The organism is uncultured Tenacibaculum sp. (genome assembly GCF_947502995.1).
GTDB lineage: Bacteria > Bacteroidota > Bacteroidia > Flavobacteriales > Flavobacteriaceae > Polaribacter.
Window position 1 is genome coordinate 124,588 of the sequence record NZ_CANNBW010000012.1, and the last position, 13,900, is coordinate 138,487.

General features: G+C 26.5%; 13 protein-coding genes. 2 read left to right on the forward strand and 11 right to left on the reverse strand.

Features of this window, described 5'->3' with window-relative positions:
* Nucleotides 1-122: 122 nt before the first annotated feature.
* The 4 genes from Q1A46_RS11560 to Q1A46_RS11575 form a co-directional block, all read right to left on the reverse strand.
* Nucleotides 123-578, reverse strand: coding sequence for a hypothetical protein (locus Q1A46_RS11560; protein WP_299678461.1), 456 nt, complete (start codon nt 576-578; stop codon nt 123-125).
* 8 nt (nt 579-586) lie between these two features.
* On the reverse strand, nt 587-2,215 hold the full coding sequence (locus Q1A46_RS11565; protein WP_299678464.1) for a fibronectin type III domain-containing protein: 1,629 nt from the start codon (nt 2,213-2,215) through the stop codon (nt 587-589).
* 88 nt (nt 2,216-2,303) lie between these two features.
* Complete coding sequence (locus Q1A46_RS11570; protein WP_299678466.1) at nt 2,304-3,212, reverse strand: hypothetical protein; 909 nt, start codon at nt 3,210-3,212, stop codon at nt 2,304-2,306.
* Nucleotides 3,213-3,222: 10 nt separating this feature from the next.
* On the reverse strand, nt 3,223-3,837 hold the full coding sequence (locus tag Q1A46_RS11575; protein ID WP_299678469.1) for a T9SS type A sorting domain-containing protein: 615 nt from the start codon (nt 3,835-3,837) through the stop codon (nt 3,223-3,225).
* A gap of 89 nt (nt 3,838-3,926) precedes the next feature.
* Here Q1A46_RS11575 and Q1A46_RS11580 point away from each other — a divergent pair, with 89 nt between their 5' ends.
* Both Q1A46_RS11580 and Q1A46_RS11585 read left to right on the forward strand, forming a co-directional pair.
* Complete coding sequence (locus Q1A46_RS11580) at nt 3,927-5,813, forward strand: tetratricopeptide repeat-containing sensor histidine kinase (protein ID WP_299678472.1); 1,887 nt, start codon at nt 3,927-3,929, stop codon at nt 5,811-5,813.
* Nucleotides 5,800-6,405, forward strand: a complete 606-nt coding sequence (locus Q1A46_RS11585; protein ID WP_299678475.1) for a response regulator — start codon at nt 5,800-5,802, stop codon at nt 6,403-6,405. Before Q1A46_RS11580 ends, Q1A46_RS11585 begins: the two co-directional genes overlap by 14 nt.
* Nucleotides 6,406-6,508: 103 nt before the next feature.
* Here the strand turns inward: Q1A46_RS11585 and Q1A46_RS11590 are convergent, their stop codons facing one another.
* From Q1A46_RS11590 to Q1A46_RS11620, 7 genes are read right to left on the reverse strand one after another with little or no spacing between them, the layout of a single operon-like run.
* Nucleotides 6,509-7,264 (reverse strand): glycosyltransferase family 2 protein, encoded by a 756-nt coding sequence (locus Q1A46_RS11590; protein WP_299678478.1) that lies wholly within the window; start codon nt 7,262-7,264, stop codon nt 6,509-6,511.
* A complete protein-coding gene (locus tag Q1A46_RS11595) occupies nt 7,264-8,619 on the reverse strand; it encodes an undecaprenyl-phosphate glucose phosphotransferase (protein WP_299678481.1) in 1,356 nt (451 codons plus the stop codon). The genes Q1A46_RS11590 and Q1A46_RS11595 overlap by 1 nt, the downstream gene beginning before the upstream one ends.
* Before the next feature lie 6 nt (nt 8,620-8,625).
* Nucleotides 8,626-9,798, reverse strand: a complete 1,173-nt coding sequence (locus Q1A46_RS11600; RefSeq protein WP_299678484.1) for a glycosyltransferase — start codon at nt 9,796-9,798, stop codon at nt 8,626-8,628.
* Between the two features lie 17 nt (nt 9,799-9,815).
* Nucleotides 9,816-10,364, reverse strand: coding sequence for a putative colanic acid biosynthesis acetyltransferase (locus Q1A46_RS11605; RefSeq protein WP_299678487.1), 549 nt, complete (start codon nt 10,362-10,364; stop codon nt 9,816-9,818).
* On the reverse strand, nt 10,357-11,442 hold the full coding sequence (locus tag Q1A46_RS11610; RefSeq protein ID WP_299678490.1) for a glycosyltransferase family 4 protein: 1,086 nt from the start codon (nt 11,440-11,442) through the stop codon (nt 10,357-10,359). The genes Q1A46_RS11605 and Q1A46_RS11610 overlap by 8 nt, the downstream gene beginning before the upstream one ends.
* Nucleotides 11,429-12,631 carry an O-antigen ligase gene (locus tag Q1A46_RS11615; protein WP_299678493.1) on the reverse strand — a complete coding sequence of 401 codons (1,203 nt, stop codon included), beginning with the start codon at nt 12,629-12,631 and terminating at the stop codon, nt 11,429-11,431. The genes Q1A46_RS11610 and Q1A46_RS11615 overlap by 14 nt, the downstream gene beginning before the upstream one ends.
* The gene (locus Q1A46_RS11620) at nt 12,628-13,893 is read right to left on the reverse strand and encodes an O-antigen polymerase (RefSeq protein WP_299678496.1); all 1,266 of its coding nucleotides are present in this window, start codon (nt 13,891-13,893) and stop codon (nt 12,628-12,630) included. The genes Q1A46_RS11615 and Q1A46_RS11620 overlap by 4 nt, the downstream gene beginning before the upstream one ends.
* Nucleotides 13,894-13,900: the final 7 nt, after the last annotated feature.

Genomic DNA, 13,900 nt, shown 5'->3' on the forward strand with positions numbered 1-13,900 from the left:
ATAGAAAGAGAAATTATTATAGTATTAGAAGGTTAATTTTAAGTTTTTTTCATGTCTAAAGTCAACAATTTTTAGATAATGGGATGGTATTCCTTTTTCAGAAATTTATTTTTAAAGAAATATTAGAAAACACGAATTTCAAGAATAGTATCGTCAGTATTACAGTTGGTACAAATAATCTGAGATGCTGTAAAAGCATCAAAAGATTCAACTTGTACATTACAGTTTTCTAAAAGTTTTGTTTTAATGTTATTTACTTTTACATTAATAAAAGTATCTCTCGGAATTGCAATTGTAATATCTCTTGTTTGTGCCATCGAAAATTCTACCACTTTTTGCTCTCCAGTACCAGAAATAATATAATCAATTACACCTATGATATTGTTATCATTACTCATAATTTGTATGAGAGATAGATCAATATTAGGGTTGTTTAAAAAATTAGTACCATCACTATCAATTAGCTTCATACGAACTGTAAATAAGACTTCTTGATCATTTTCTGAACACTCGTCAGTAGTAGAACAACTCCAGCATAGTATTAGAAATAAAGAAAATATATAGTGTATCTTTTTCATTGTTAAAGTTATTTGTTTTTTATTATCTTTTTCTTAATTAATTCTCCTGAATCTAATAACACATTTATTATATAATATCCGTTAGACAATGAAGAAGTATTAATAATAGCAGAATTCCCAGTTAAAATTCTTTGGTTTAATACATTATAAATATGCCAAGCTTTAATTTTCTTTTCTGTTTTTAAGGTAAGTCTATCGCTAAATGGATTAGGGTAAATACTAAATTCATTACTTTCAATCTGATGAATATTATCATCTTCATTCAGACTTGAATCAACTTCCTTTTTTTGCAGAATAATTCTAGCAGAGACTAAACATTCTTGAACTTTTAGATTTACTACAGAGTTTCTTTTTAAATGAGTTTTTGGTAATAATCGTAAAGAAGATCCAGCTTTAATATACGCAACTGTATTCGGTTCAGATTCACTATTTGATATTACAACTGTGTCAGCAGCATCGTAATCCCTTGAAATAATTTCATTAGCAATAGTAATATTTTCAATACAGCCTAATACATCAACACTTAAACAACTAGAAAAATCAGAATTACCAGCACTATTTTTAGCTCTTATTTTATATGTATATGTAGTTCCTGCACTTAAACCTGTGTGTGTGTAACTATTAGAATTAACTGTAGCTATAAGTTGATTATTACAATCATAAAGTTGATAACTCGTAGCGTTTGAAATTTGATTCCAATTTAATACAATGCTTGAAGTAGAATCTGAAAAACCTGTAAGTGTAGGAGTTATAGGTTTTACAATATCTTCTTTTGTTGTAACACTTTTACAGTTGGAGAAGTTTGAAAAACCATTATTGTTCAAAGCTCTAACCTTGAATTTATATGTTGTATCTGGATTCAAATTATTTACTACATAACTATTAGATGTTACAGTTGCTATTTTTTGATTTGTATCGCAATTATATACTTCATAGCTTGTAGCATTAAATATAGAATCCCAATTTAAATTTACTTTGGTTTTTGAACTAGCATATCCATTTAATGTTGGTGTTTTGGGTACATTTAGGTCTTCGTATACTATATTTAATTTAGCAGATTTTATGTCTACACGACCTCTATTTGGTGAAAAAGTTAGTGTTAAAAAGTTACTATTTGGATCAAAATATTGTAATGTAGAATTACTAAAACCAGTAGCATTAGCATCGTAAATAATCACTTCTTCAGAAACTGTAGTTGCGTGTGGAGTTTCAATGTAATAATCAACAACTCTTTCTCCAGAATTATTACAGAGATATAATTCTTCTAGTTTTTCAGGAGAAGGAAAAGTCCAGGGTATAGTTTCGTTGCAAGACAATTTAGCTCCTCTTATTACTATTCTAGAATTATTATTCGAGTATGCAGTAGTTGAATTAGTTATAACAATATCTAGTGTTATTTTTTTTATTTGTTTATTTGGGAAATTAGGATGCTCAAATAAATACCTTGCATTTGTGTTAATATTAAGTTGATTATTAAATTCAATACGTTCACCGGATTTTTCAAAAAAATTGCAGTAACTAAAACCACATTCTTTAGTTACACCTTGTCTATCAGAAAAATTGATTGTTTCAGTAATAATTTCTTGCCCCATTATAGCAAAGGGTAATAACAATAATAATACTTTGAATAATTTCATAACTAATCACGCAAATTTTTATTCTAAACAAAAGTTTTTAAATAAAATCGGCCTAAAAAATAGGCCGATTAAAAAATAACATTCTAACTTACTTTTTCTTTTTCGTAGCTTGAACTTGAGCTTCTAACGCTTTAATTCGCTTTTCTTGCTCAATTGTGTATAGAGTTAATTCCTCTATTTTTTGAAGTAATAAGTTTGTCATTTCTTTTAATTGCAATCCTCCCTCTTGTATTTTTTTAGCAGATGGTACATTTGGTAAGTGATGATTTTCTTTAGTGAAAGTTTCTATTTCTTCTAAAGTAGGCATTGTATAATCTTCTTTTAAACTAGACGAACCTGTATAATATTTTTGGAATACATAATCTGCAGGCACTTCTAAATCAACTAATACTTCTTCACAGTGAATATCACCTTTAACAGTTAGTTTGCTGTCTGGGTTAACAGAACCAATCCCCATATTTCCTTCTTCAGTAATAATAAAACTCTTACCAAAAGAATCAGCCCCTTTATAAATACCGAAAGCATTACTTCCTCCTACTGCAACTCTCCAAGATTTTCCATTACCATTTACATATTCACTACCTATTCCACCGCCAGATCCTTGTCTTTTAAATCGTGAAATTAAAAAATCGTTAGACAAAACGTCTAATTTTCTTAAAGGAGCTCCTGTTCCTATTCCTAATTTACCCTCCACTATTACATTTTTATTGTTATTGATGTAAAAATGAGGAACTAAGACTCCATTTACAAATGTTTCAAAAGTGAATCTTTTATTAGGAACGTCATACCTTATTGTTCCTTGATTAGTAGTGTTAGGGTTAAAAGTTAATACTTTATGACCACCGTCATGAAATGTAAAACCAGTATTTCCAATTTGTAATTTTTCTTGAGGATTTGAAGTTCCTATACCTACATTTCCGTTTAAAGGAAAAGTGTTTTGACTAAAGCAATTCATTGAATTGACTAATATCACAGCAGTTAATATTATTTTTTTCATATTATTTGTTTTAATTTTTATAGAATATTTCTGTTATTATTTGATCTTCAGCTTGTACAATTAAAAAATACATTCCTTTTGTTAGTGTATTTACTGAAATAGTTGCGTTAGTGTGTAAAGAACCTCCTTGTAAAATTGTGTTTCCGTAGGTGTTTAAAATCTTATAATTTGTAATCGGAACTTTAGATTTAATATTCAAAATATTTTCTACAGGATTCGGGTAAATTATTACTTCTAAATCTGTTTTACCTCTATCTGATCCTTTCGTACCTGTTAATTTTGTTCTATCACCCGGACGATTTTTAATATCTTCAGAGTCTTCGGAATTATCAGCATCATCAGAACTGTTAGGAACTGCAAGTATTCTTATTTGATATCCATCTTTAGGGATAATTCTAATTCTCTTTGAGTTACTTACTTTAATATATCCACTAACAGAAGTATCTTCCATTAGTGTAGTTATCGTAAGATCGTTATTACATTGAACTAAATTTAAATTAAAAACGGCACCACTTTTTACTATTGGTTCTCCATTAATTCCACATTCTTTTGTTTGGCTAAAAACAGTAAGATGATTTATGAAAAAGCTTAAAATTAATGCCCCCCGTATTATTACTTTTTTCATGGTTACAAATTTGGTAAATAATTAGTAAGTAAAGACTACCATATTTATGGTATTTTTAGACTTTAAAAATTGAAATTCTAAAATATTTTATGCCTATAATTTTTAAACGTGTAGTATTATTTCTTCTATTTAGTTGTTTTATTTCTTTTTCTCAAGAAACTATAGCTTATCATAAACTTTATGAAAAAGTAAGAAACATTGATCTTAACAAAGCAAAAGAATATGCAGAATATGCAATAAATTTTAATGATAATATAGAAAGCGATTCTTTGAAAGCTATATCATTTTACAATAGGTCAGAAATTTACTTTAGATATAATTTACTTAAAGAAGCAAGAATAGATGTAGATCGAGCTATAGCATTAGCAATTAAAGGAAATAACCAGACAATTTTATGTTTGTCTTATATTATTTTAGGAAGAATCTATAGAGAAGAAATAAAATACACGGAATCGTTAAAAGCTACAGAAAAAGCATTGAATATCGCAGAAGAGCTTGAAAATAATTTTTTGTTACATAAAGTTTTGAACAGAAAAGCAAGGTTGTTAAATAGAACAAAGAATGAAAAACAAGCAATAGATATACTTAAATCGAATATTAAAAATGAAAATTTTGATAACACAGATAATAAAGCAAGAAGTTATAGTTCATTAGGAGGGATTTATCAAAAAATAAATAAGGATAGTAGTATTTATTACTATAATAAAGCATTAAATATAATTAAAGATGAAAATAATGAGTATTTGAGAACTTTAATCTACTTTAATCTTGGAGACGTTTATATTCAACAAGAAAATTATCCTAAAGGACTAGAGAATATAAAAAAGTCAGAGAAAATTAGTCTTGCTATTTCTGATGATGTTGGACTTTATTATACAACAGGTGCATTAGCTACTTATTATCATAATCAGAAAAAATACAAAAGAGCAATTGAGTTATATAAGAAAGCATTGAGTTCTTATAGTAAATATGTAGATAGAAGTGAGATTGCTCACATGTACTGGATTTTCTCTGAAGCCTTATATTTTGATGATCAATTTAAAGAAGGTTTTTTGATTCAGGAGAAATATATGGAGCTAAAAGATAGTTTATTTACTGTTGAAAAAAGTAAAACTTTTGAACGTTTACAAACTGAATATGATGTAGAGAAAAAGAATAATCAGATTGCGTATTTGGAAGAGAAGCAAGCTTTAGAAGCCAAACAACGTAAGCTTATTATAGGTTTAGGAGGATTAGTCCTTTTTGTATTACTGTTGTTAGTTTTCTTATACAGGTATAGAGCAAAATCTCAAAAGGTAATTCGAACACAAGAAAAACAATTGTTTTTACAAGAAAAAGAACAATTAAAGCAAAATGAAAAACTAAAACGAGTTGAAGGTTATATAGAAGGAGAGGAGAAAGAAAAAAACAGAATTGCTTTAGAATTGCATGATGGAATAGGAGGGCAGCTTTCGGGTATATTACATTTAGCTTCTAGTTTACCTAATAAAGAGCATAGTTTAGCTTTAACTAATAATTTAAAAACAGTTTCTAAGGAAGTTCGTTTACTATCTCACAGTTTAAGTACAAGTTTTAGTGAATTACAACCTTTTCAAAATTTATTACAAACCTTAAAAGAACGATATAAGAACCATTTTTCAATAGAGATTTATTTATTTCCAGAAGAAGCTGTGAAAGCTATAACAAATAAACAGAAGACTTTTTTATATCGTAGTATTCAAGAAGTTTTGAATAATATTTATAAACACGCAAAAGCAGAATTAGTGCAATTATCTTTAACAATTTCCGATGAAATTATACTTGTTATTGAAGATGATGGTATTGGTTTTAATACAAATAAAGTTCCTAATGGAATAGGGTTACAAAATATTAAAGAAAGGATAAGCTATTTAAAAGGAGAGTTTATTATAGATTCTAAAGAAAATGAAGGAACAAGTGTAATTATAAAAATTCCTAAAGAAGATGAGGAAGGTTAATTTAATATTAGTTGACGATCATAATCTTTTTTTACAAGGTTTGAAAGCAGCTTTACAGGAGTATGATTTTATAAAAATTCTAGCTACGTTTACGAATCCTAAGAAGGCACTTTTATGCATAAAAAAAGAAGAATTAGACTTAGTGATTACCGACATATCTATGCCAGAAATTAATGGAATAGAGTTTATTAAATCTATCAAAAAAACAAATCCAAATATAAGGGTATTAGCCATTAGTATGTTTGCTCCTTTACATAACGAACGAAATTTTTATAATGGTTATTTACTTAAAGACACATCTATATCAACAGTTATAAAAGCAATTAAAGAGATTGTACTTAACAAAGGAACTTTTTTTTACGATGAATTATCTGAAGTAGAGAATTTGACATTTTCTAAAACGATAGTAACTAAGAGAGAAAAAGAAATTATACAATTGATAGCTGAAGAATTAACTGTAGAAGAAATAGCAACAAAATTGTTTTTAAGTAAACATACAGTAGAAACACACAAAAAAAATATCTTTTTTAAACTTCAAATAAAGACAAATGCAGGTTTAGTAAAAAAAGCTATTCAATTAGGATATATCTAACATTTCAATGCTCAATTGTCGGTGGTTAATTATTATTTATTATACCCAGAAAGCTTTGCCAAAAGCATTGATGACTTATCAATGATAATTATGAATTGATTTTTCACCATTTCACAAAATACTTAAAAGCAGAAGATAAATGGTAAAGAAATAATTTGATGTTTTTAGAAGATCCTTGTTTTAAAACATGTGAAACTTTTACTTTAGGATAGTATAATTTTTTCTTACCTATCTGATCTATTTTTTTACAGATATCAATATCTTCCATATACAAGAAGTAACGTTCATCAAAACCATTTAAAGTAACAAAATCTTCAGTTTTAAATAACATAAAACAGCCATGTATCGCTTCTGGAAAAAAAGGTTTGGTTAAATCTTCATTTCTGTACTCTTGTTCATGAATTCTACTCTTAAAAATTTTTAGTTTTCTAATTATTAAATCAAAAAAAGTAGGATATTTCCTTACGTTGTGTTGATGTTTTCCGTTTGGAAATTGAATTTTAGGAGTAATTACGGCTACATTAATTTTATTTCTTAATGTTTCAATTAGTTGCTGTATAATATTAGGTTTAAAAGTTACATCTGGATTTAAAACTAAGTGGTATTTAGAGTCCTTAATTTTATCTATTACAAGATTTTGAGCTTTAGCAAAACCTAAGTTTTCATTGTTAAAGATATAGGTAACATCGGGGTGGTTTTTTAATCTTAGAGGTAAGTTCTGTTGAGGTGAATTGTCTACTAAAAAAAGGTGTTTTGTAAAGTTAGAAATGTTTAAAAAGGAATTAACAGCATTTTCTAAATCACTAATATTTTCATTATATAATACAATACAAGCTGTTATGTCGGTATAATTATCCATTAATAAGCATTTTCATCGCCCTTGAAAACGTTTAATACTGTACTAACAACAATTTTTATATCTAACATAAATGACCAATTTTCGATATAAAAAATATCTAAGCGAACTCTATTTTTAATATCTGATTTCTTTCTTATTTCGCCTCTATAACCACTGATTTGCGCTAAACCAGTTATACCTGGTTTCACAGCGTGTCGTTCTAAATAATTGTCAACATCTTTTTGATACTCAAGAGCTAAGCTTTCTAAATGTGGTCGAGGTCCAACTACACTCATATTTCCTAATAGTACATTAAAGAATTGAGGAATTTCATCTAAACTTGTTTTTCTTAAAAATGCACCTATAGGAGTAATTCTACTGTCGTTTTTTGTAGCGTGAACTTTGTTTGCTTGTTTATTAACATACATAGATCTGAATTTATAACAAATAAATTCATTCCCATTAAAACCTTCTCGTTCTTGTTTAAAAATTGCAGGGCCTCGAGATTCAATTTTGATTAATATCCATAATATTGGGTACAGCCAAGAAATAATGAACAAACAAACAAATGAAGAAAAAAGAATATCGAAAATACGCTTGATGATTCTATTTTCAATTAAGTCGAAAGGAAGCTTTTTAACACTCAATACTTTTAATGTATTATCGTAAAATTCTACATTTCTACTTTTGCTATAAAATTCTTTAGAATCTGGAATTAGTTTTAAAGTTATATTATGTAAACTGGTATACTTAGTAAGTTTTTTTACTTGTGCTTTCTTTAAGTTTGAAAGTGTAGCATATATTTCATCAATTTCATTTTCTCTAAGAAACTCATATAGCTCACTTTCATTTCCTAGGTAATTCGAATCATCAATTGTTTTATTTGAAAAGTAACCAAGAAAAGAATACCCTAGACTTGTTTTATTTTGAAAAAGTTTGATCATTTTTTTGGTAGTATCATCTTTTTCAAAGAAAATTACTTTTTTAAAATTACTTCCAGATTGTCTTATTTTTTTTAAAATTAGAAAAGAAATAAGTTTAAATAAAGCTAATGAACCTAAGGTTATTACTAAAGTTTTAAATTGCGTATTAACAACTTCTCCCTCTTTAAAAATTCCGAAATAGGCGAAAAAAACAAGTGTAAAAAATAATCCTTGTACTACTGTTAACCTAAGTAATCTGTAAAAGTTTGTAAATCTGTAAACTTTGTAATAGCTGGTGAAAATAGAAGTAACACACCAAAAAACAGAAATATAAGTGTGAAATTGAAAACTTTGATGAATTTTTTCAAAAACAAAATATACAACCATATTGATGAGTAGTAGATCTACTATCAAGAGTAAAATATTGGTGTTTTTAATCAGTTTTGAAATCAATCTTAATTAGTTTAATATTTTATCAATCATTGAATCGATAAGGAATAATTTTTTGCTTACTTCTATTTGATTCGATTTATCAAAGTCATCTTTGAGTAACTCTTCAAATATATCTTTAATTTTTTCTGTATCCCAAGATGTCACTATTGTTTTAAAGTTATTTTTTTTAAACAGAAGTTCAATTTCACTTCCTTTGTCTGTAATACAAACAACATTAACTCCGCTTACTAATAAATTAGGAAGTTTAGAAGGAAGAGAACCTTTAGAAGTTCCTGCAAGTTGAGGTACAATTTGAATGTTGCTTCTACGGTATAATTCTTCAATATTGTTTTTAGGAACTAATGAATGAAACTTAATTTTAGTGTTTTTATTTTTTCCTTTTAATTCTTCGAAATGATTTCCTTGAGAAAAAATATGAAATAGAACTCCATCAAGTTGTTCAGAACAAAAGTCAAATAAATTATATAAACCTTGTGGGTTTTGCTTTTCTCCTAATGCTCCAGAGTATACAATATGTTGGTATGTGTTAGGTAATATATCTTCCAGATCATTTGTGAAATTTTCTGAGTCAATTGTAATAAACGGATATTGAACTTTTAATTTCGAAGTAGGTAAATCATACATACTTTGAGCAAAGTCTTTCATTTCTTGGGATAAGAAAATTAATGAATCACAAGATTGGTAACATCCTTTTTCTACTACATGAATACTCTTTGCAATTACTTTACTTATTATACTAGTTTTTTGATTGGCGTATATTTCTTGTAAATCATGAATCATTCCTACTTTTTTTGTGCTTTTTTTAAAAAAAAACTGAGTAAAATAAAAAGCTAAACTAGGAGGAAAAACAGGAATAATGATATCTGTATTTTTTCTTAATTTTAAAATATTTCTCAAAATGAAAAGACAAAAACTTATTTCTAAAATAACTCTACGTAATGTGGCATTATTCGGAAAACGAAGGAATTTTCCTCCACGGATTATTTCTATACCATCAATTTGTTTTGAACTTTTACTGATTTTCCAGCTTGGATAAAAAGGATGAAAACATAATACTTTTACATGATGTCCTTTTTCTTTTAGAGCAAGAGCCATTTCAGTATTAAATTTTCCAGTAGAAATCGGTTCAGGAAAAAAGAAAGGTGAAATTATAGTTATGTTTAATTGATTATTGGTCATGTAAAGTGGTTGTAGAATTAATTTCTATCTTTTACTATTTTTAATGGGGTTCCGTAGCAAATTTTATTTGCAGGAATATTTTTATAAACACTACTTCTAGAGCCAATAACAGATTGTTTACCAATAGTAATTCCAGGTGCAACAAAAACATCTGTAGCTAGCCAACATTCATCTTCAATAATAATTTCTTTAGCGTAAATAGGGAAGGAGGGAATGGTATAGTCATGAGATCCTGTACAGATATATGATTTTTGAGAGATAACCACATTATTTCCAATGTTAATATTACCTAAATTATAAAGAACAACATCGTCACCAATCCAAGAATAATCACCAATATTTAATTTCCATGGATAAGTAACTCTAACTGTAGGTCGAATAATAACATTCTTGCCAATTTTAGCCCCAAACAAACGTAATAAAAAACGTCTCCAACCATATAAAAATTGAGGTGAAGTTCTAAAAAGAACACTTTGAACAATCCACCAAAGTTGAACTATAAATGGATTTCTTCCTCTAAAATTTTTAGGTAGTTTAAATGTGTTTAAATCTTGTTTTTTATGCATTCAATATTTTAATAAAATTCTCTTTAAAGAGATCGAGTGAAAATTTTTGTTGAAAATACGTACTGTTATTTTGAGCTATTTCTTTGAGTTCATTTAAGTTTAGGCTTAAATCACTTACTGCTTTATATATACTTTCTATACTTTGTTGTTCTACAAATTTACCATGAATATTTTGATCAATAATATCTGTTATGCCTGCATGTTTAGTTGTTATGATATAATTTTGACTAGCTAATGCTTCTAATATTGAAATAGGCTGACCTTCCATTTTATAAAAGGTTGGTAAAATGAAAGTATTACTCCAAAGAAGTAATTCTTTCTTATTATTTCCGTTTACAACACCAATATATTCGGTATGATTTAATTTGTTTAGTTTTTTAACAATTATATTTTTTAAATTTTCGTCAATGTTACCTGCAATTTTAGCTTCATAATTTATTTTATTTTCTTCCAATTTTTTTAAAGCATCTAATAGAAAAAGAATTCCTTTTTCTTGCATAAGATTACTTAAAAAAACAAGCTTTACTTTTTCGAATTCCTTCTTTGTTTCTCCTATTTTTAGGTAATCTTCAGCAAAATTATAAAGAATAAATATTTTTTCATCTTTAATAAACGGAGATAAATTTCTTTTTAAAGATTCAGATAAAACTATTCCTTTTGAGAATTTAGATACTAGATTTTTAAAAACACGTTTTTTAATCCCTTGTAAATTATGATAACAATCAATTAAATGATTTCCATGAACGTGAATAATAAGTTCTTTTCTTAAGAACTTAGATAACAAAATGAAAACGGAATATTTTATTATTCCAAAAAAAGTTTGACCAGGAGTGATATAAATAATATTATTTTTAAAAACTTTATATAAGTTGAAATTTAGTTTTAGATAAAAGAACATTTTTTTTAAAGAGAATGAACCTAAATCTTCACTGAAATTAGGATTAGAGGTATTGATAAAAGAAACATCAAAACTTTCTTCTTTTTTTAATAAATCTCTTACAATTTTATTTGCTAATGACACACCAGATATAGGGTCTGGAAAAGGACCAATTAATAAAACTTTTTTACTCTTTTTCATAAAAATATAAACATGTTATTAAAAACGAAAAAATTGTTAATCCTGATTGTCTTTCAAGAATATTTTCGAAAAGCATTGTTATTGAAAAAAAAATAACTAGTCCAATTAATAATCCATCATAATCTTTCACTCCTTTATATAACAAGTTAATAAAGAAAAAAACTATTGTAAATAATGCAAATATTCCTGTTGTTAAGTAATAACTTATATATTGATTATGTGAATTGTAATATTCATTTGGGTTACTAAAAAGACTATTTTCTTTGTAGCATTTTTTTAATTCATTTTTTACATCCCCTAAACCATAACCAAATATTGGCGATTCTTTTATTTTTGAAATAGCACAGTAATAAATAGCATATCTAATACTGGTTGAGTTTTTGGAGCTTACCTTAGTATAGGTTTCTTTCTTAACTAATTCTGAAAATAATAATTTAACTCTAGGAACTTGAAAAATTAAAACTAAAAATACACCTAAACTAAAAAATATAATTATTCTGCTTTTTATTGATTTGTAAAAGTAAATTATTAAAAAAATTGATGAAGCTAATGTAGCTAAAAGCACCCCTTTTTTAGACATTAAAATAAGACCAATAGACATTGGGATTATTTCCAAAAGAAAATAGATTAAGTTTTTGCCTTTTCGTTTCGATTTAAAAAAAGCAACCATGCTAAAAATTAAAGGAACAGCTAAAAAAATAGAAGCATATATAGCATGTTGATTTATAGGGCGCATTTCATTATTTATATAAGACATTGCATCATGCAAGCTCATTTTATTAGTAAAAACACCTAAATATCCTAAATAAATAATAATTACAATAGCGAAAATAATAGCACAAAAAGTATAAGTTTTTGATAATCTGCGAATAATTTTCTCTGAAATTTTAAAATGGGATTTATATAATAACCCGAAAGTTATAGGTATTAATAATAAAGCTATTCTAGAACTTAGTTGTTTATCTATTCTGAATAAGTTTTCACTATATAATAAACTAGGTAATAAGATTAAATATAAAGAACTTGTTATGACAACTTTCTTATATGGAAATTTAATTGAATTTTCTGATTTTCTAACAAGTATAATACTTAAGACAAAAAGTAAGTATATTGGTATACCCTTTAATGAGTTAGGTAATAAAGGTAAAGTACCAAATGCACAAATTGTGTTAATTATTATTTTTTTCATTTAGTTGGTAAATTCTTTATTATTTGTAAATAGATATATCTTATTAATAATATAAAACCAGCATAATAAATCATTCTTATCGCAGATCTCATGTTGTACTCAAAAGAAAAAACTATATAAAGACATAAAAATATCAACAATAAAATAGCTAAAAAAATTTTTCTTTCTTTTAGAAAGATTCTAATTTTTTTTTCAAAATACATATAAATTACTCCATTTAAGAAGAAATAAACATATGTGAATAATAGTCCTGTTTTAAAGACTCTTCCGTGTAGAGAAAAAGGAGCATATACATTTAATCTCATTTGATCTGCATATTTATACCAGTCGGTAAATCTTCCTGGTAGAGGGCTCAAATTAGTTAGTATAATCCCAAAATCGAAAACAGCTTTTTTTAATGTTCCAATGGTAACATATACACCAAAAATAAAAGAGTAATAAATATTGAATGCTATATTTTGAGTTTCCCCATTAAACTCATCGGTTATACTAGAAAGATATGGAATTAATCCATGACTCTTAAGCATTCGTAGTCCTGTTAAAAAACTCAGAAAAATGAATCCAAAAATTAAGTTTACGTACAATCTACTTTTATTGAAAAGTGTATTTCCTCCTAGTAAAAACAGTAAAACAACATAAACTATATAGTATAAAAAAGTACTTCTAGAACCAGTTCCTATGGAAATAGTTATAAGTAGAAAAAATAAAGAGAAACTCAGAGTTTTACTCTTTTTATTTAATAAACCTAAAATTATAACAGTAATAAAAGATAGTAGTTGTATAATGATTTTTAACCCGCGACTTGCTTCATTTATATAATATTCTCTTTTAAAAATACCATTCCCATATAGTAAAAAATACATTCCAATAATACTGAAAACCATAATTGGAGCAATAATTTCAAGCTTTAATGAAGAACTCGATTTATATTTAATGAATAAATACTCTGTAAAGTTTTTATTAAATAGTAGCTTATTCTTTTTACCAGATAAGTCATAATATATAACAGCACCAATTAAAAATGCGACAAGTGCATGCAAATACATTTTTATTACACTAAAAAAAGATCCTTCAGAAACTTTATCCAAATTGAAAAGAGAAATCTTAGGTTCATAATAATAAAAGTAAAGGGTAGACAATCCTAAAGAAAGTACACTAAAAAGAATGTAAATATATACTGGACTTAACAAGTAGTATTTCAATCCTCTATTCAGTAAGAATATTAAAAAGAGTACAGCTAAAATTAATAGTGTTAATTCCATAATACAA